Below are 18,539 nucleotides of genomic sequence, written 5' to 3'. Positions count from 1 at the left end.
GAACTTCCTTGGGCAGTCATCAGGTTTCGACGTTACTCGCCACGCTGCCATCTAGCAAATGCTCATGCCCAACTGCATCAGCGCCAGACCGCCGCGCTGCCAGCCCCACCACACCAGCGCCAACAGCGCCGCAGCCAGTGCGCTGATGACCAGGCGCGTGCAGATTCGGCTCATGCCGCGCTCGCACTGGCTTGCAGGCGTGCCACCGGCCGCTCGCGCACCGGCCAGTTAAGCGCCGCCGCCAACAGGCTCAAGAGAATCGCCACTTGCCAGATCAAGTCATAACTCCCGGTTCGGTCGTACACCACCCCGCCCAGCCAGCCGCCAAGAAACGAGCCGAGCTGATGGAACAGAAAGACGATGCCACCGAGCATGGACAAATTGCGCACGCCGAACAAGGTCGCCACCGTACCGTTGGTCAACGGCACCGTCGACAGCCACAGAAAGCCCATGGCCATGCCGAACAGATAGGCCGATGTGGTCGTCACCGGCAGCCACAGGAACAGCACGATCACCACCGCGCGCAGCAGATACAGCGCAGTCAAAAGACGCGGTTTGGACATGCGGCCACCGAGCCAGCCGGCGGTGTAGGTGCCGAAAATATTGAACAGTCCGATCAACGCCAGCACCGTAGTGCCGACGCTCGCGGGCAGATGCTGATCAACCAGATACGCCGGCAAGTGCACGCCGATGAACACCACCTGGAAGCCGCAGACGAAAAAGCCGAACGCCAGCAGCCAGAACCCTGAATGTGAGCAGGCTTCGCGCAGTGCTTCGCCAAGGGATTGCTCGTGGCCGAGTACCGGCAATGGCTTGTCCTTGAGCATGCTCACCAGCGGCACGATCATCGCCACCAGCAAGCCCAGCACCAGCAGCGCAGCCGACCAGCCGAGCCAGCCAATCAACCCGAGGGTGCCCGGCAACATGGCAAACTGGCCGAACGAACCGGCGGCGCTGGCAATGCCCATGCCCATGCTGCGTTTGTCGGCCGGCACGGCGCGACCGACCACGCCGAGGATCACCGAGAACGAGGTGCCGGACAAACCGATACCGATCAACAGGCCAGCGCTCAGCGACAGGGTCACCGGCGAATCGGACAAGCCCATGCACACCAGACCCAACGCGTAGAGCACACCGCCGACCAGCACCACCTTCGCCGCGCCGAAACGGTCGGCCAGCGCGCCGGTGAACGGTTGCGCCAGGCCCCAGATCAGGTTCTGCAGGGCGATGGCGAAGGCAAACACCTCGCGCCCCCAGCCGAATTGCGCGCTCATCGGCGACAAAAACAGACCAAAACCGTGGCGCACGCCCAACGACAACGCCAGGATCAGCGCACTCCCCAGCAACACCCAACCGCACGTACGCCACATCGTTGTCATTGTTATTCTCCAGTCGCGGGTATATACCCGCTTGAGCTCGAAGAAACGGTCGTCAGGCCAGCTCGTCGAGCAATTTGAGCAAGGTTTCGCGCTTCTCGGCACCGAGACGGTCGATCAGCCGCTGTTGCGCCGCTTCCCACGCTGGCAAGGCCGCTGCCAGGCGTTGCACACCGGTTTCGGTGAGGCGCACGATGCGGTTGCGCATGTCCTCGCCCTCCGCCAGCGTCACCAGCCCCTCGCCCTCAAGCACACGCAAATTGCGCCCGAGGGTGCTGCGATCCAGGCCCATGGCTTCGGCCAGTTCGGAGATGCTCGGTTGCTCCAGCCGCTGCAGATTGCACAGCAGAGAATACTGGGCAACGTTGATCCCGAAGCCGTCGAGAGCGCCGTCGTAATGCCTGCTGACGCCACGCGCGGCGCGACGCAGGTTGGTGCACAAACACTGAGAAGGAAGCATGATGCGTGTATATACCCGCGAGTGTGTTAAATCAAGTTACAGATGAGTTGATTCTGAACATCATTGTTGCCGGTGAGGCCGCCTTCGCGAGCAGGCTCGCTCCTACAGGGGATAGCATTCCGAAGGTGGGAGCGAGCCTGCTCGCGAAGGGGCCGGCATCATCAACGCAGATCCTTCAGACCAACGCGAGGCCAACCAACACCGCCATCTCCAGCAATTCCAGCATCGCCCCCGCCGTATCGCCGGTGGTTCCGCCCAACCGCCGCATCATCACCCGCCGCAGCCAGACAAACGCCCCCAGCGAAATCAGCACCGCACCAAACCCGGCGATCAACACGCAGCCCAGCGCACTCAGCCCCAGCACCCACCCACCCGCTTTACGTGGCAGATGATCGGCCAGCGCCTGGCCCAACCCACCCTTACGCACATACGGCGTGGTCAGAAACAACCCCAGCAACGCTGCCCGCCCGAGCACCGGAACGATGATCAGCGCCATACCCTGCCCTTGTTCGATCAACGCCAACAGCGCGGCGAATTTCAGCAGCAGCACCAACACCAGCGCGACCACCGCAATCGGCCCGCTGCGTGGATCTTTCATGATCGTCAGCGTGCGCTCGCGATCGCCGAAGCCGCCGAGCCAGGCATCAGCGCTGTCGGCCAGGCCATCGAGATGCAGCGCGCCGCTGAGCAGCACCCACACGGTCAACAACAGCGCCGCATGCAGCAACACTGGTGTGCCGCCAAGCAGTAGATTCGAAGCGTAGAGGATCAACCCGAACAGCAATCCCACCAGCGGATAAAACAGCAGCGAACGGCCGAGCTGTTGCGGCTCGGGCATGCCCTGCAAACGAATCGGCAGGCTGCTGAGAAACTGCAAAGCGATCCACAGCGCCAGCATCTCAGTGACCTTCCTTGAGCGCGCCGTCAGCCCCGACCGTCAGCGCAAACAGCGCGCCGTGACCGACTTCGACGTTGAGCAATTGTTCACGGGGCAAACCTCGCGCCTGGGCCAGCAACAAGCGCATCACGCCGCCGTGGCTGACCAGCAGAATCCGTTCACCAGCGTAGGCCGCGTGCAGCCGTGCAACCGCTGCCAGCACCCGTGCGGAAAACTCGCTGACCGGCTCACCTTGCGGCGGCGTGAAACCATAGGGATCAGCCCAGAACAGCCCCAGCGCTTCGGCGTCTGTTTCCATCAACGCCGCTGCGCTCTGCCCTTCCCATGCGCCGAAATGCAGTTCCTGCAGATCCTGGTCGAGATGCACCGACAGCTTCAGTTGCTCGCCGAGTTCGGCGGCAAACCGCGCGCAGCGCTGCAATGGCGAGCTGACAATGCGATTCCAAGGCCCGCCTTCGACCACCGCCGCACGCATCTGCACCCAGCCGTTTTCGGTCAGTGCGTCGTCGAGGCTGCCGCGCAAGCCACCGCCCAGTTCCGTTTCGCCGTGGCGCAGCAGGTCGAGGCGCAGGCTCATGCCGGGCGATCCGCCACGGCCGCTTCGGCGAACGTCGCCATTTGCCCGTGCAGGTCACAGGCCAGGCGCAACAATGGCACCGCCAACGCCGCGCCGCTGCCCTCGCCCAGGCGCAGGCCGAGTTCCAGCAACGGCTCGGCGCTCAGGGTTTCCAGCACATGGCGATGGCCCGGCTCGGCGCCGCGATGGCCGAACAATAGCCACTCGCGACACGCCGGATTCAAGCGCACCGCGACCAGCGCCGCGACCGTGCAGATAAAACCGTCGACCAGCACCGCGATGCCTTCCTGCGCGCAGGCCAGATAAGCGCCGACCAACGCGGCAATCTCGAAACCGCCGAGATTGAACAGCGTCTGCAAGGCATCGCCGCGCTGCGCGGCATGCAGCGCCAGCGCACGTTCGATAACTTGCGCTTTGTGGCTGACGCCAGCGGCATTCAGCCCGGTGCCGGGACCGGTCAGGTGCGCCACCGGGCAGTCGAGCAAGGCGCAGGCCAGCGCACTCGCCGCCGTGGTGTTGCCGATGCCCATTTCGCCGCCGATGAATAACCGCGCCCCGGCGGCTTTCGCGCGCAACACGCTGTCGCGACCGGCCTGCAAGGCCAGTTCGCCCTGAGCCTGAGCCATTGCCGCGCCCGCCACGAAATTCGCCGTGCCCGGGCCAATGTTCACATGGCGCACACCGGGCAGATTCAGCGTCGGATTCACTGTCCCCAGATCGATCACTTCCAGTTGCGCGCCGAGCTGACGCGCCAGCACGCTGATCGCCGCGCCGCCGCTGACGAAATTCAGCAGCATCTGCCCGGTGACTTCCTGCGGATAAGCCGAAACGCCCTCCGCCACCACACCATGATCGCCAGCGAAAATCGCGATCCAGATCTGATCGAGCGTCGGCTTGAGCTGACCTTGCAGACCGGCCAGTTGCACCGCCAACGATTCAAGACGCCCGAGCGAACCGGCCGGTTTGGTCAATTGCTGCTGGCGCTCGGTCGCTTGCGCAACGATGTCGGCATTCACGGCTTGGCACGGGTTCAGCCACCAGGTCGGGCTCATAATGCAGGTCCTTTCAAAGTCAGGGGCAGGCCGGCGACGGTCAGCACTACTCGCTGACAGCGCTCGGCCAGAGCTTGATGCAGCCAACCGGCTTCATCGACGTAGCGGCGAGTCAATTCGCCCAGCGGCACGACACCCATTCCGGTCTCGTTGCTGACAAAAATGATTTCACCCGGCAGCGCGGCCAGGCAGTCAAGCAGGGCTTCACGCTCGGCGGCGAGACGTTCGACGTCGTCGAGCATCAGCAGATTGGTCAGCCACAGGGTCAGGCAATCAACCAGCAGGCAGCGCTCGGCGTCGGCAGATTCGCGCAGCACGCGGGCCAGTTCCAGCGGTTCCTCGATCAACGCCCATTCGGCGGGTCGGCGCGCGCGGTGATGGGCGACGCGCTGGTTCATCTCGCCGTCGAGCGGCTGGCTGGTGGCGATGTAGGTCACGGCGAGATGGCTGTCGCTGGCGAGTTTTTCCGCCAGACGACTTTTGCCGGAGCGGGCGCCGCCGAGGATCAGTTGGAGCATGAGAACATCCTGAAAATTATGTATTGAGGCGACCGGCGCTATCGCGAGCAGGCTCACTCCTACAAGGGACCGCATTTCAAATGCAGGAGTGAGCCTGCTCGCGAAGAGGCCAGCCCGGACAACTCAAATCCCACAGAGCTGACGCAACAAATCGGTATCCAGATGTTTTTCCACCAGATCCGCCAGCCGCTCGATATCGCGCTCGCGCAAGCCGTGGTAATCGACCTCTTGCACATCACTCAACCCGGCCCAGCGCAACAACGCCGCGCTCGCCTCGGGGGATTCGAACAAGCCATGCAGATAGGTGCCGAACACCTGGCCATCGGCACTTTGCGCACCATCGCAACGACCGTCGTCCAAATGTACCGCCGGGTTCTCCAGCGCCGGCCCGGTGGTCACGCCAGCATGAATTTCATAACCGCTGACTTCAGCGTTTTCCAGCGCCAGCCGGCCATGCACATTGCGCAGTTGTTTCTCGGCTTCAAGCTGCGTTTCAAACGCCAGCAGACCCAGACCCGCGCTGGAGCCGGCAATACCTTCAAGGCCGAGCGGGTCGTGCACCTGCTCACCGAGCATCTGCAGACCGCCGCAAATCCCCAGCACCTTGCCGCCGTAGCGCAGATGCCGATTGATCGCTGCGTCCCAGCCGTTGGCGCGCAGATAAGCCAGATCACTGCGCACGCTTTTCGAGCCCGGCAGGATAATCAGGTCGGCGGCCGGAATCGCCTGCCCCGGGCCGACGAATTGCAGATCGACCTGCGGATGCAGACGCAGCGGGTCGAAGTCGGTGTGATTACTGATGCGCGGCAGCACCGGCACAACGACTTTCAAGACCTGCTCGGCCTTGTCGGTCTGGCGTTGGTCGATGCCGTCCTCGGCTTCAAGGTGCAGGTCCATCACGTAGGGCAGGACGCCGACCACCGGTTTACCGGTGCGCTGTTCGAGCCAGTCGAGGCCCGGTTGCAACAAGGCGATATCGCCCCGAAAGCGGTTGATGATGAAGCCTTTGACCCGCGCCTGTTCGCTTGGCGACAGCAACTCCAGCGTGCCGACCAGATGCGCAAACACGCCACCGCGATTGATGTCGGCGATCAGCAGCACCGGGCAATCCACCGCTTCGGCAAAGCCCATGTTGGCAATGTCGCCGGCGCGCAGGTTGATCTCTGCTGGCGAACCCGCGCCTTCGACCATCACCAGCGGATACGTCGCGCTGAGCCGCGCGTGGGAAGCGAGCACCGCTTGCATCGCGATGGCTTTGTAATCGTGATAGGCAACGGCGTTCATCGTCGTCACGGCGCGGCCATGAATGATCACTTGTGCGCCGGTGTCGCTGTTGGGCTTGAGCAGTACCGGATTCATGTCAGTGTGCGGCTGAAGATGCGCTGCTTGCGCTTGCACCGCCTGCGCCCGGCCGATCTCGCCGCCGTCAGCGGTCACCGCGCTGTTGAGCGCCATGTTCTGCGGCTTGAACGGCACCACCGCAATGCCCTGGCGGGTGGCCCAGCGGCACAACGCCGTCACCAAGGTACTTTTGCCGGCATCGGACGTGGTGCCTTGCACCATCAGCGTAGTCATGGTTTTTCCTTGGCGAAAGCTTGCAAAGCCTGTTCGAGGCGCAGTTCTTGCGCGGCATCGGCAGGCAGGCCGAAGCGCACACTGCTGTTGTGCGTGAAGAGCCGCAGGAGGATGCCGCGCCGGGCGAGGAATTCGTGCAGCGCTTCCGCCTGCTCGGTGATCAGCCACTGAAACAGCGCGCAGCCACCCTGCGGCGCGAAGCCACAACGGGTCAGCAACGCCGCCAAACGCTCGCTCGCTTGGTCACTGCGAATCCGCTGACGGGTGTGGCCCTCGGTGTCTTGCAGGCACGCCGTGCCGAGCACTCGCGTCGGCCCGCTCACCGCCCACGGCCCGACCTGTTCGGCGAGCAGTTTGAGCAACTTGCGCTCGGCCAGAACGAAACCGAGGCGCACCCCGGCCAGACCGAAAAACTTGCCGAACGAACGCAACACCACCAGCCCGACCTGATGCGCATAGGGCGCCAGGCTCAGTTGCGGGGTGTTGTCCATGAATGCTTCATCGACCACCAGCCAGCCGCCGCGTTGCGCCAGCCGCGCATGCCAGTCGAGCAGGCGCGCCGGGGTCAGGCTCAGGCCGGTCGGATTGTTCGGGTTGACCACCACCAGCACGTCGAGGCTGTCGAGAAAGAACTCGACCTCCTGCTCAAGCACTTCACGGACGATGTAACCGCTGCGCCGCCACGCTTCGGCATGCTCGGCATAGCACGGCGACAACACGCCGACCTTGCCGGCCCGGCGCAAACGCGGCAGCAACTGGATGGCCATTTGCGAACCAGCGACCGGCAACACCTGCGCGGCGCCGTAGTAATCGCAGGCTGCCTGTTCCAGGCCGTCGTCGGTTTCCGGCAGGCGGGCCCAGGCGCGCAGCGGGATCTCCGGGATCGCAAATGGCCACGGCGCGAGGCCGCTGGACAAGTCGAGCCAGTCAGCCTCGGCAATCCCGTAATCGAGTGCAGCCTTGCGCAGCCGGCCACCGTGCTCAAGCATAAAATTCCGCCCCCAGGCAAAGCATCAGCAGCCACAACCATAGGCCGCGCTGGACCAATTGCCAGCCACGGTCGATGGAGTCGGCATCGGCCGGCGTACCTTCGCCCAGTTGCGGGCGCTCGTGCAGTTCGCCGTGATAGATCGCCGGGCCACCCAGTTCGACGCCCAGCGCACCGGCACCTGCCGCCATCACCGGGCCGGCGTTGGGGCTATCCCACTGCGGCGCCTGGGTGCGCCAGCACTTGAGCGCGAGTCGGGTTTTGCCGAGCAGCGCGTAGGTCACCGCCACCAGACGCGCAGGAATGTAGTTCAACACGTCGTCGATCTTCGCCGCCGCCCAGCCGAAACGTTCAAAGCGTTCGTTGCGATAACCCCACATCGCATCGAGGGTATTGCTCAAGCGATACAGGACCACGCCCGGTGCGCCGGCGACGACAAACCAGAACAGCGCAGCGAACACCGCATCGCTGCCGTTTTCCAGCACTGACTCCGTGGCGGCGCGGGCTACGGCAGTGCTGTCGAGTTCATCGGTCTGGCGGCTGACCAGATAGCCGACGCGCTTGCGCGCCTCGTCCAGATCATCAGCGCGCAACGCCGCCGCGACCGGCGCGACATGCTCGCCGAGGCTGCGCATGCCCAGCGCGCAATACAGCGCGAGAATCTCGACGATCCAGCCCACATAGGGCGCCCAGGAAAATGCCGTGGCAAGCAAGGTCAGCGGCAGTACCGCGAGGACCCACGCGGTCACGCCGTGGCTGCGCCAGCCACGACCGCCGGCGTTGAAGCGTTGCTCGATGCGCCCGGCGAAATTGCCGAACGCCACCAGCGGATGCCAGCGTTTCGGTTCACCGAGCAGCGCATCCAGCGCTACCGCAGCGACACTCAGCAACGCCACACTCATTGACTCACTCCCCAATAGTTTTCGTACAGCAACTCGTTCAGCGGCCGCGCCTGCGCCCAGCCTTCGAGCACCAGCATCGGCGCTGGATAGAATTCCTTTACCGGCCCCAGACACAACACCGCCAGCGGCTTGGCACCGGCCGGCAACTTGAGTAAATCCGCCAGGGCCTGCGGCTCGAACAGCGAGACCCAGCCCATGCCCAGGCCTTCGGCACGGGACGCCAGCCACAGATTCTGGATCGCGCAGGACAACGAGGCCATGTCCATTTCCGGCAACGTGCGCCGACCGAAGATGTGTTTTTCGCGATCGTCCATCAGCGCCGCGACCAGCACTTCGGCGCAATCGTTGATGCCTTCGACCTTGAGCTGCATGAACTCATCGCTGCGCTCGCCGAGGGCTTCGGCGGTGCGGATGCGTTCTGCTTCCACCAGATCGCGGATCTGCCCGCGCAGAGCGCGATCGCTGATACGGATAAAGCGCCAGGGCTGCATCAGGCCGACGCTTGGGGCTTGATGGGCGGCTTCCAACAAACGTCGCAGCAGTTGCGGCTCGACGCTGCCACCGGTGAAGTGGCGCATGTCGCGGCGTTCGGCGATGGCCTTGTAGACCGCAGCGCGTTCGGCTTCGGAGAATGTGTTGTCGGTCATGGCCCTTTCGCGAGCAAGCTCGCTCCCACAGGGTTCAGGTGATCCATTGTAGGAGTGAGCCTGCTCGCGATAGCGGTTTCAAAGTTCGGCGCAAACAGCGCAGCGACAGCCACCGGATTCGACGGAAAATAAAAGTGCACATAAGAAGCCGTCATCCGCCCCTCACGATAAACCGCCTCGGCCCCGCGCCCGCCATTCGGGCTAAGTCCACGGGCAATCGGCGTCAGCTCGGTGGTGGTCAGCGAATGATGATAGGTATGCCCACGCAAAGAACCTTCCGGCAATTCAACCGCCTGCAACGCCAGCGCCGCGAGACGCTTCTGCATCACCGCATCGCCCTTGAGCAAACCGACCAGTTCAGCGCGGGTGCCTTCCACGTCTGTCAGCGAATCAAGCAGATAAAGCATCCCGCCGCATTCGGCGAGCAACGGTTTTCCCGCCGCATGGTGCGCGCGGATGGCTGCAAGCATTGAGGTGTTTTGCGCCAGCGCGACGTGGTGCAACTCCGGATAACCGCCCGGCAGATACAGGCTGTCGGCGGCGGGCAATTGCGTGTCGCGGATCGGCGAGAAGAACTGCAGCTCGGCACCCATCGCCCGCAGCAGATCGAGGCTGGCACCGTAGGTGAAGGCAAAAGCTTCGTCGCGGGCGACGGCGATGCGCACACCCTTTAATAGAGGCTCGGCAGCGATAACGTCAGGCGCGGCGAATTCCACGGCCGGTGGCAGCGCGACTTCGCAGCTGCTGGCCAGTGCATCGGCGGCCGCATCGAGGCGCAGATCCAGATCATTCAATTCGCTGGCCTGGACCAGGCCGAGGTGACGACTTGGCAATTCGATACCGGTCTCGCGGGACAACGCGCCGTACCAGCGCAGACCTTCGGTGAGGCTGCCTTCGAGCAATTGCGCGTGGCGCAAGGTGCCGACGCGGTTGGCCAGCACACCGGCAAAGGGCAAGTCCGGCTGATACTTCGCCAGGCCCAGCGCCAAAGCGCCGAAGGTCTGCGCCATGGCAGTGCCGTCGATCACGCCAAGCACCGGCACGCCGAAGTGCCGCGCCAGATCAGCACTGGACGGCGTGCCATCGAACAGGCCCATCACGCCCTCGATCAGAATCAGATCAGCCTCGGCGGCGGCTTCCCACAACAGCCGGCGACTTTCCTGCTCGCCGACCATCCACATGTCCAATTGATACACCGGGGCACCGCTGGCGCGCTCGAGAATCATCGGGTCGAGAAAGTCCGGGCCGCATTTGAACACCCGCACCTTGCGCCCCTGGTTGCGATGCAAACGGGCGAGCGCGGCGGTGACGGTGGTCTTGCCCTGACCGGAGGCCGGCGCGGCAATGAGTACCGCCGGGCAGTGACGTGGTTGCTTCAAAGTTCGACGCCTTTCTGCGCTTTGATCCCCGCCTGGAAAGCGTGCTTGAGCATGCCCATTTCGGTGACCGTGTCGCCCATCTCGATCATTTCCGGCTTGGCGCCGCGACCGGTGACGACCACGTGTTGCATCGGCGGGCGCGCCTGCAAATCGCTGAGCACCTGATCGAGGTCGAGGTAGCCGTGCTTGAGGGCGATGTTCAACTCGTCGAGCACCACCAGACCGATCGACGGATCACGCAACAATTCGCGGGAGACGTCCCAGGCCGCAGTCGCAGCGGCGATATCGCGCTGGCGATCCTGGGTTTCCCAAGTGAAGCCTTCACCCATGACGTGAAAACGCACCTGCTCGGGGAAGCGGCGGAAGAACAATTCCTCACCGGTGCTGTTGCGGCCCTTGATGAACTGCACCACGCCGCACTGCATGCCGTGGCCCATGGCACGGGCGAGCATGCCGAACGCCGAACTGCTCTTGCCTTTGCCATTGCCGGTCAGCACCAGCACCAGGCCGCACTCGTCGGGCGAATTGGCGATGAGTTCGTCGATCACGGCTTTCTTGCGCTGCATGCGCGCCAGATGGCGCTCGTCGCGCTCGGGGGAATCAGTCATGGGGGAGCTCTCCGTTGAGGCTGGATAACGGCGGGCAGGCACAAGAATAGACGGCAAAAAGCCTGGCATCGCCCACCGTGATGCCGCTGAGATGGATCAGGCCGGTCTCCGGGCTCATGAGCGGCGTTTCGCCGGACTGCGCGCCTTCCCGCTTCTGTCGAGGCAGTGGCTCAAGGCGCAGTTTTCACTCATTTACCGTTGCGGGGGCAGCGCCGGGATCGTCGTGGCTTCGCTTGAAGTCCACCCTCACCGGCTTCCCTGTTTCACTCTGTCGACACTGGGCCACAGAGCACCTGAAACAAGCGGCGAAGGTTAGAGGGTTGGGGGTGGAGCGTCAATTGAAGAGGCGCTTTGCGCGCGAATAACTGCCGCTGATCCATTGTGCAGCGGCAATCTTGTGCCAGACTGTGACAAGTGATATCAAAGAGCCATGCTTTTCTCGACAATCTCACCACAACAATAAGGATGACGACGATGCAAGGCATGATCATCAGCAACCCGCGCCTGGAATTTCTGCGCCCGGTGCTGGAACGCTGGTTTGACTGTATCGATCGCTACAACAGCGTGCGCGGCGACAATGACGCGCCGTACTGGCACGACGAAAAAGCCAACCTCGGCTTGCTTTCAGCGGCGGCGTGGATGGCTGAAATGGTCACGCTAAACGACACGGCCACGCGCAAACAGAACGAAGAAGGCGAGCGCAATGCCCGCGCCGATCTGCTGATTGCCGGCAGCGAAGACCGCGCGTACATTCAGGCCACGCAACGCTGGCCACGGGTCAACAACCTCAACCTGACCCAGGCGCTGCTCGACATCACCGTGGATGCCAGGCGCATCAGCTACGCCAGCGACCTGAAGCTCGGGTGCCTCTTCGTCGCCCCGCAAAAAGCCCAGCACAGCGCCAGCCCCGAAGAGCTGCAGGACATGGTCGACGACTTGCAAAAAGAGCACACCTGCGCCGTTGCCTGGTATTTCCCTTACGCCTATCGCAAATTGCACAGCGAAGCGGGCAACTATCATCCAGGCATCGCCGTGCTGTTCAAGGAAGCCCGCGGCTGAGCAGTTGAACCATCGGGCCTGCGCCCTCCTCTATGATTAGGAATGCATTCATAGGGAAGATCAGCAATGCGCAAGGCCCAACTCGCTCTTATCATCGCCGTCGCCGGCGGGCTCGCCGCCTGCGGTGAAACCTCCAGCCTGCAAGTCTCCGATGGCACCGGCCCGTCACCGAAACTGCCCGAACCGAACAAGACGCTGATCCCGACAGTGAACATCGCCCCGGCGGTGGGCTGGCCGGAAGGTGCGAAACCGACCGCAGTGGCCGGCACTCAGGTCGCCGCGTTTGCCGAAGGCCTCGATCACCCGCGCTGGCTGTATGTGCTGCCCAACGGCGATGTGCTGGTGGCAGAAACCAACGCGCCACCCAAACCCGATGACAGCAAAGGCATTCGCGGCTGGGTCATGAAGAAAGTCATGGGCAAGGCCGGCGCTGGCGTGCCGAGCCCGAACCGCATCACCCTGCTGCGTGATGCCGACCACGATGGCGTCGCAGAAACCCGCACGGTGTTTCTGCAAAACCTCAACTCACCGTTTGGCATGACGCTGGTCGGCAACGACCTGTATGTGGCCGACACCGATCGCCTGCTGCGCTTCAACTACGAGCCGGGCGCCACCGAGATCAAAACCCAACCGATCAAAGTCGTCGATCTGCCGGGTGGCACGCTGAATCACCACTGGACCAAAAACGTTATTGCGAGCAAGGACGGCAACAAGTTGTACGTCACGGTCGGCTCGAACAGCAACGTCGGCGAAAACGGTCTGGATCAGGAAGAAGGCCGCGCGGCAATCTGGGAAGTCGATCGCGCAACCGGCAATCACCGGATCTTCGCCTCGGGCATCCGCAACCCCAACGGCCTCGCTTGGGAACCCACCAGCGGCGCGCTGTGGACGGCGGTCAACGAGCGTGACGAAATCGGCAGCGACCTGGTGCCGGACTACATCACCTCGGTCAAGGACGGCGGTTTCTATGGCTGGCCGTTCAGCTATTACGGCCAGCACGTCGATGTGCGGGTCAAACCGCAGAACCTCGATCTGGTGGCCAAGGCCATCGCCCCGGATTACGCCGTCGGCCCGCACACCGCTTCGCTGGGCCTGACCTTCGCCGAGGGCAACAGCCTGCCGGCGCAATTCAAGGAAGGCGCGTTCATTGGCCAGCATGGCTCGTGGAACCGCAAACCGCACAGCGGCTACAAAGTGATTTTCGTACCGTTCACTGGCGGCAAGCCGACCGGTCAACCGGTGGATGTGCTGACCGGTTTCCTCGACAAGGACGAGAACGCGCTCGGCCGCCCGGTGGGTGTAGTGATCGATCAGCAAGGTGGTTTGCTGGTGGCGGATGATGTGGGCAACAAGGTGTGGCGCGTTTCGGCCAGTAAATAAGCTGACGCCTGACACGAAACAACTGTAGGAGTGAGCCTGCTCGCGATAGCGGTGTATCAGTCGACATTTACGTCACAGATACACTGCTATCGCGAGCAGGCTCACTCCTACATTGGATCTTTGTCAGATTTGATTATGGGTTATGCGCCAACTGCCCCGGCTGCAACACCCGCTTGGCGCTTAGATACGCTTTCTGCCAGTAGGCCTTCGACAGGCTGTCGAGCTTGACCGTGCCGCCCGTGGCCGGTGCATGCACGAAGCGCCCCTCGCCCACGTAAATCCCCGCATGACTGACCTGCGAACCGCCATTGGTGGCGAAGAAGATCAGGTCGCCGGTCTGCAAGCCTTCCTTGCCGACATTCGGCGCCTGCATGACGATCATTTCGCGGGTCGAGCGTGGCAGGGAAATCCCCGCCGCGTCGCGGTAGACGAAACCGATCAGGCCACTGCAATCAAAACCCGAATCCGGCGTATTGCCGCCCCAACGATACGGCGTACCGACCAGGCCGAGGGCACGGAACAGCACGTCTTCCGCGGCGGGAGAAAAGGCTTGTGAGGGAGCGAACACGATCGGCGCACGAACCACGGGGGCTGGCGGCGGTGTGCGGCTGGCGCAGGCGCTGAGCAGCGCGGCGCAAATAATCAAGGTGAGGCGGGCCGACATCGTCATAAGCAGAACATCCTGATCTGGCTGCGGCTTTCTCTGCCGAATGGACAGAAACAAAACCGCCTGCGTCATCACGCAGGCGGTTTGCCATCAATATAGATTCAGGATTCTAGCGGCTACGCGGCAAACTTCAAGTAAGACTTTAACTTCACCTTGTAAAGTTTACGTCTACTCCGTTGCCATGCCGTTTTGTCGCCGCAAACGCAGCGACATGCAGGTTACTTGCGAGCGGTGACCACAGTCGGCGCCATGGCGAGTGCACGCTTGGCTTCGATGAAGGTCTTGCTCCAGTAGCTGTCACCCAGGCTGTCGATGCGAACACCGCCGCTGCGACGACTGCTGGAGTGGATGAACTGATTGTCACCCAGGTAGATCCCGGCGTGACTGACACGACCGCGACGACCATTGGTGGCGAAGAACAGCAGATCCCCCGGTTCAAGGTTGCTGCGCGAAACCAGTGGCGCATCAACGTTGATCATTTCGCGAGTGGAGCGCGGCAGGTTCATGCCCGCTTCTTCACGGAACAGGTAACCGATGAAACCGCTGCAATCGAAACCGGCTTCAGAGGTACCGCCAAAACGGTAACGTGTACCGATCAGGGACATGCCGCGTTCGAGGATGCTGTCAGCCAGCACAGGCAGCTGATAAGGCTTGCTGCCGTTGAACTGGTTGAGTTCTTTTTCGGTGTCCAGCTCTTCCTGGTAAATAACGGAAGACTGGGCAGTAGCAGAATTCTTGACCTGTTGCGGCGGCTCTTGAACCGGAGAATGAGCAGCACAACCGAATAACAGGGTAACGAGTGCGAGAGGCACGAGGGGTGCGAAGCGCTTTAGCATGGGCACGACCGTGGCTGATAGTTGTAAAGAAGCCGAGACTATGCCCGCTATCGTCCTCATTTGCAAATTCAATCGAACTTTATGTGACTTCCCGGTTTCGCGTTTACATCTAAGCGCTTAACTTGCCTGGCCGGCCAATCGCCGCTCGCAGGGGGATTTTCTGGCGCCTGAAAGCTGGCAAAAGCCCACCATCACCAGCCCAGAGTTTCCTTGAGGAAGGGAATGGTCAGCTTGCGTTGCGCCTGCAAAGAGGCCTGATCGAGCTGCTCGAGCAGATCGAACAACGCGCTCATGCTGCGCGTGCCGCGAGTCAGAATGAAATGCCCGACTTCATCGGTCAGGTGCAGACCGCGACGCGAGGCGCGCAATTGCAGCGCACGCAATTTGTCTTCATCGGAAAGCGGGCGCATCTGAAAAATCAGCGCCAGGGTCAGGCGTGATTTCAGGTCAGCCAGCTTCACTGGCAATTCGCGTGGTGAAGTGGATGCAGCGATCAGCAGGCGCCGGCCGCTGTCCCGCAGACGGTTGAACAGATGAAACATCGCCTCTTCCCAGTCCGCCTTACCAGCGATCACCTGCAAATCATCCAGGCAGACCAGTTCGTACTGTTCAAGGTTGTCGAGGATTTCTACGCCGCGGTCCATCAACTCGGCCAGCGGCAGATACACCGCCGGTTCGCCCATCTGCTCGAAGCGCAGGCACGCTGCCTGCAACAGATGCGTACGCCCGACACCGTGCTTGCCCCACAGGTAGATCAGGCTCTCCGTCCACCCGGCGTCGGCTTCGCAGAGACGCTCGACATAGCCGAGTGCAGCGGCATTGGCGCCTGGGTAGTAGTTGATGAAGGTGGCGTCGTCACGCAGACGCACACCTAGGGGCAGCTGAATCGGTTTCATGCTGACTGAACAGTTCTCAAAGGAACCGTTAGTGGCCTCTGTGTAAAGTTTGCGAAGTTTATACCCGTGAGGCTGAGCGCACAATGCGACAGACTCCAAGCAAAATCAAAGGTTTGCGTTGACGCACCGGTTTTGTGACGGATTCTCTGGCGCCCTCGCCCGTACGACACCGGGCAGCCCGGCCAAAGGCCCGGCTGCCCGCGACATCACAGCTCGGGTTCGTCGACGCCGCTGTAGATCTCGGAATCCTTGTACAGAACGTGGACATGCCGCACCAGCACCATGATCACCGCCGCCACCGGCAGCGCCAGCAGCACGCCGGTGAACCCGAACAGCTCGCCACCCGCGAGGATGGCAAAGATTACCGCCACCGGGTGCAGGCCGATTCGGTCCCCGACCAGCAGCGGCGTCAGCACCATGCCTTCCAGCGCCTGACCGACCATGAACACCGCGACAATCCCGACCATCGGGTACAGATCGCCACCGAACTGGAACAACCCGGCGATCAACGCCGCACCGATGCCGATGACAAAGCCCATGTACGGCACGATCGCCGCGAGACCGGCAATCAGGCCGATCAACAGCCCCAGCTCCAGACCGACGATCATCAGGCCAGCCGCGTAAATCACCCCCAGCGCAACCATCACCAGCAACTGGCCACGCACGAATGCGCCGAGTACCTCGTGGCACTCACCCGCCAGCGCCACCACGCGTTCTTCGCGATCACGCGGCAGCAGGCTGCGGATCTTGCCCATCATCACGTCCCAGTCGCGCAACAGATAGAAGCTGACTACCGGGATGAGCACCAGATTCGCCAGCCAGCCGATCAGCGCCAGGCTCGAGGCCGTGGCCTGGCTCAGCACCACGCCGACGATGTCGGTGGTCTGGCCCATGTGTTCGCTGATTGCGGCTTTGACCTTGTCAAACTTCCAGAAACCGTCCGACAGGCCCAGTTTCGCCTGCGCCCATGGCACAGCGGTGTGCTGCAACCAGTCGAGCATCTGCGGCGCCAGTTCGTACAGACGCAGCAATTGCTTGGCGAGCATCGGCACCAGCACCAGCATCAACGCGGTGACGATCAGGGTGAACAAGGCAAATACGGCAATCACGCCCCAGGTTCGCGACAAACCGAGCCGCTCCAGGCGATCCACCAGCGGATCGAACAGATAAGCCAGCAACAACGCGACCAGAAACGGCGTGAGGATCGGGTGCAGCAACCATACAAACGCGCAAAGCAGGATTACCCCACCGAGCCAGAACCAACGCCGCGTATCGGCCATTTACCACTCCTGATGCTTCTATATAAGGAAAAGACTTACCAACGAAACCGCAACGACGGTGCCACCGCTGCCGGGGTTGGCGCTGCAACCGCAGGCGCACCCTCGACGGCTGGCTGCACAGGTGCCGCTGGAACCGGCGCCTCGGCAGGCAGCTCCTGCAACTTCGCCAGCGACAATTGCGCGCGCAACTGATCGGCGCTGCCATTGACCCGATAGACGATGCGATCGCCCTGCACGCTTTGCAGACGCACGCCGAACGGTTCGAGTAACCGCAACAGCGCCGCATAATGCTCCAGATTCATGCCCTGCACTTCCAGAGTCTGCTGACCCGATGCGCCGGGCTTGGCGACAAATCGCGGCGCCAGACGCTCGGCCACCGCCAGCATCACCGCATCGGCAACCGCAGCCTGGTCGGCGCCCTGCACGCTGCCGGCCTCTTTCTGATCGCCCAGCCACAGCCGCCATTTCGCCTGCCATTGCCCGCCCTCTTCACGGGCATGCACCGCGAGCAAGGCGTCAGCGTTGTAGCGTTCCGAAGCACTGCGCAGGGGCGCGGGATCAGCACTTTCCAGCGCCGGCGCAGTGGCGACGAGTTGTTCGCTGAGATCCGCCAGCGGCAGACGCAGTGGCAAACCGCGATGTTGCGCAGCCGTGCGCAACGTTGAGGCAGCGGCCTGACCGTCACCGACCAGACTCGCACCTTCAGTCGAATCGTTCAGCCACCAGCTCAAAATCGACGGCCGACTGGCGCCCCACACCGGCAGCCCGGCGCGGCGCAACGCCTGCTCGGTGGTTGCCGGATCGAAATCGACTTTCAGCACTTCCGGGGGGCCGGCATCGAAACCGAACTGGCTGATGATCTGCTGCGGGTCCTTGCGGATCGGTGCCAGCCCCGGGCTCTGCGCGGCTTTCGGGTCGCCGGTCAGGCGCAGCACCAGGGTATCGAGCGCTGCCTGCGTGGCGCGATCGCGCTCTTGCGCAGCCTGGCCGTTGACCGGCTGACGCACCTGATAAAGGCCTTTGAGGTTTTCGGCATGGCTCGCCAGGCTGACCAGTGTCAGGCAGCCCACAAATAAAAATTTACAAAAACGCATGGAAAATTCCCGTCGACAGGAGCGGCTGGAACACGCCGCGTGAACCGTTTGAGCAAGGCTGTGACCCCCTCCTCTGGCAAAACATTCACACGGTAGCGGTAAGTTTTTGCACAGTCCTAACGATAGACGGTTAATCGCCACACCTTATACAGGCAGTCATCCCCTGCGATTGCAAAAAATTTCCGCCGATATGGCCCTGCCCGTCGGTGCGAGGATGGCCGCTGCCCCTCAAGCCTGATAAAATCGCGCGCCTTCGCAGACCGGCAACAGCCGGGCCCCTCGAAACTCGCGTGAGGCGATCGCCCATCGAGTTCGACGTTCCCGCTGGACTCGGTCGTTACCCCCTG

The 18,539-nt window shown here is 62.7% G+C and carries 20 protein-coding genes and 1 riboswitch; of the genes, 2 read left to right on the top strand and 18 right to left on the bottom strand.

The window, feature by feature from the left end; genetic code table 11:
- Positions 1 to 51 precede the first annotated feature (51 nt).
- The 13 genes from QRN33_RS01825 to cobO form a co-directional block, all read right to left on the bottom strand.
- Entirely contained in the window at positions 52 to 174 is a 123-nt protein-coding gene (locus QRN33_RS01825; RefSeq protein WP_259740503.1) for a hypothetical protein, read from the bottom strand.
- Positions 171 to 1,379: an MFS transporter gene (locus QRN33_RS01820; protein ID WP_123418752.1), complete on the bottom strand. Its 1,209-nt coding sequence runs from the start codon at positions 1,377 to 1,379 to the stop codon at positions 171 to 173. Before QRN33_RS01820 ends, QRN33_RS01825 begins: the two co-directional genes overlap by 4 nt.
- Positions 1,380 to 1,431: 52 nt before the next feature.
- Positions 1,432 to 1,836, bottom strand: a complete 405-nt coding sequence (locus QRN33_RS01815; protein ID WP_064365418.1) for a MarR family winged helix-turn-helix transcriptional regulator — start codon at positions 1,834 to 1,836, stop codon at positions 1,432 to 1,434.
- A 175-nt stretch (positions 1,837 to 2,011) separates the two neighbouring features.
- Positions 2,012 to 2,734, bottom strand: coding sequence for an adenosylcobinamide-GDP ribazoletransferase (locus QRN33_RS01810; RefSeq protein WP_285406491.1), 723 nt, complete (start codon positions 2,732 to 2,734; stop codon positions 2,012 to 2,014).
- 1 nt (position 2,735) lies between these two features.
- Positions 2,736 to 3,311 carry an alpha-ribazole phosphatase family protein gene (gene cobC, locus QRN33_RS01805; protein ID WP_285406489.1) on the bottom strand — a complete coding sequence of 192 codons (576 nt, stop codon included), beginning with the start codon at positions 3,309 to 3,311 and terminating at the stop codon, positions 2,736 to 2,738.
- Positions 3,308 to 4,363, bottom strand: a complete 1,056-nt coding sequence (cobT, locus tag QRN33_RS01800) for a nicotinate-nucleotide--dimethylbenzimidazole phosphoribosyltransferase (RefSeq protein ID WP_285406487.1) — start codon at positions 4,361 to 4,363, stop codon at positions 3,308 to 3,310. Before cobT ends, cobC begins: the two co-directional genes overlap by 4 nt.
- Positions 4,360 to 4,881, bottom strand: coding sequence for a bifunctional adenosylcobinamide kinase/adenosylcobinamide-phosphate guanylyltransferase (gene cobU / locus QRN33_RS01795; RefSeq protein WP_123418755.1), 522 nt, complete (start codon positions 4,879 to 4,881; stop codon positions 4,360 to 4,362). The genes cobT and cobU overlap by 4 nt, the downstream gene beginning before the upstream one ends.
- A gap of 123 nt (positions 4,882 to 5,004) precedes the next feature.
- On the bottom strand, positions 5,005 to 6,456 hold the full coding sequence (locus tag QRN33_RS01790) for a cobyric acid synthase (RefSeq protein ID WP_285406484.1): 1,452 nt from the start codon (positions 6,454 to 6,456) through the stop codon (positions 5,005 to 5,007).
- Complete coding sequence (gene cobD / locus QRN33_RS01785) at positions 6,453 to 7,445, bottom strand: threonine-phosphate decarboxylase CobD (protein ID WP_042607608.1); 993 nt, start codon at positions 7,443 to 7,445, stop codon at positions 6,453 to 6,455. Before cobD ends, QRN33_RS01790 begins: the two co-directional genes overlap by 4 nt.
- Positions 7,438 to 8,346, bottom strand: a complete 909-nt coding sequence (gene cbiB / locus QRN33_RS01780; protein WP_285406481.1) for an adenosylcobinamide-phosphate synthase CbiB — start codon at positions 8,344 to 8,346, stop codon at positions 7,438 to 7,440. The genes cobD and cbiB overlap by 8 nt, the downstream gene beginning before the upstream one ends.
- Complete coding sequence (bluB, locus tag QRN33_RS01775) at positions 8,343 to 8,993, bottom strand: 5,6-dimethylbenzimidazole synthase (RefSeq protein WP_252875808.1); 651 nt, start codon at positions 8,991 to 8,993, stop codon at positions 8,343 to 8,345. Before bluB ends, cbiB begins: the two co-directional genes overlap by 4 nt.
- Positions 8,990 to 10,372, bottom strand: a complete 1,383-nt coding sequence (locus QRN33_RS01770; protein ID WP_083353279.1) for a cobyrinic acid a,c-diamide synthase CobB — start codon at positions 10,370 to 10,372, stop codon at positions 8,990 to 8,992. Before QRN33_RS01770 ends, bluB begins: the two co-directional genes overlap by 4 nt.
- The gene (gene cobO, locus QRN33_RS01765) at positions 10,369 to 10,980 is read right to left on the bottom strand and encodes a cob(I)yrinic acid a,c-diamide adenosyltransferase (RefSeq protein WP_285406476.1); all 612 of its coding nucleotides are present in this window, start codon (positions 10,978 to 10,980) and stop codon (positions 10,369 to 10,371) included. Before cobO ends, QRN33_RS01770 begins: the two co-directional genes overlap by 4 nt.
- A gap of 82 nt (positions 10,981 to 11,062) precedes the next feature.
- Positions 11,063 to 11,292, bottom strand: a riboswitch (cobalamin riboswitch).
- Between the two features lie 162 nt (positions 11,293 to 11,454).
- Here cobO and QRN33_RS01760 point away from each other — a divergent pair.
- A complete protein-coding gene (locus QRN33_RS01760; RefSeq protein ID WP_064365427.1) occupies positions 11,455 to 12,039 on the top strand; it encodes a hypothetical protein in 585 nt (194 codons plus the stop codon).
- 66 nt (positions 12,040 to 12,105) lie between these two features.
- Entirely contained in the window at positions 12,106 to 13,419 is a 1,314-nt protein-coding gene (locus QRN33_RS01755; protein WP_042607603.1) for a PQQ-dependent sugar dehydrogenase, read from the top strand.
- A 133-nt stretch (positions 13,420 to 13,552) separates the two neighbouring features.
- Here the strand turns inward: QRN33_RS01755 and QRN33_RS01750 are convergent, their stop codons facing one another.
- From QRN33_RS01750 to QRN33_RS01730, 5 genes are all read right to left on the bottom strand, one after another.
- Entirely contained in the window at positions 13,553 to 14,089 is a 537-nt protein-coding gene (locus QRN33_RS01750) for a C40 family peptidase (RefSeq protein WP_042607602.1), read from the bottom strand.
- 215 nt (positions 14,090 to 14,304) lie between these two features.
- Positions 14,305 to 14,922 (bottom strand): C40 family peptidase, encoded by a 618-nt coding sequence (locus QRN33_RS01745; protein ID WP_016773699.1) that lies wholly within the window; start codon positions 14,920 to 14,922, stop codon positions 14,305 to 14,307.
- A gap of 191 nt (positions 14,923 to 15,113) precedes the next feature.
- Positions 15,114 to 15,818, bottom strand: coding sequence for a DnaA regulatory inactivator Hda (gene hda / locus QRN33_RS01740; RefSeq protein WP_007919828.1), 705 nt, complete (start codon positions 15,816 to 15,818; stop codon positions 15,114 to 15,116).
- 206 nt (positions 15,819 to 16,024) lie between these two features.
- Entirely contained in the window at positions 16,025 to 17,098 is a 1,074-nt protein-coding gene (locus QRN33_RS01735) for an AI-2E family transporter (protein ID WP_042607601.1), read from the bottom strand.
- Positions 17,099 to 17,133: 35 nt separating this feature from the next.
- Positions 17,134 to 18,192: a DUF2066 domain-containing protein gene (locus QRN33_RS01730; RefSeq protein ID WP_285406468.1), complete on the bottom strand. Its 1,059-nt coding sequence runs from the start codon at positions 18,190 to 18,192 to the stop codon at positions 17,134 to 17,136.
- Positions 18,193 to 18,539 lie beyond the last annotated feature (347 nt).

The sequence above is a fragment of the Pseudomonas sp. FR229a genome (genome assembly GCF_030209115.1).
GTDB lineage: Bacteria > Pseudomonadota > Gammaproteobacteria > Pseudomonadales > Pseudomonadaceae > Aquipseudomonas > Aquipseudomonas moraviensis_A.
Note: the sequence above shows the minus strand (reverse complement) of the source record. Positions and strands in the feature narration are given on the sequence as shown.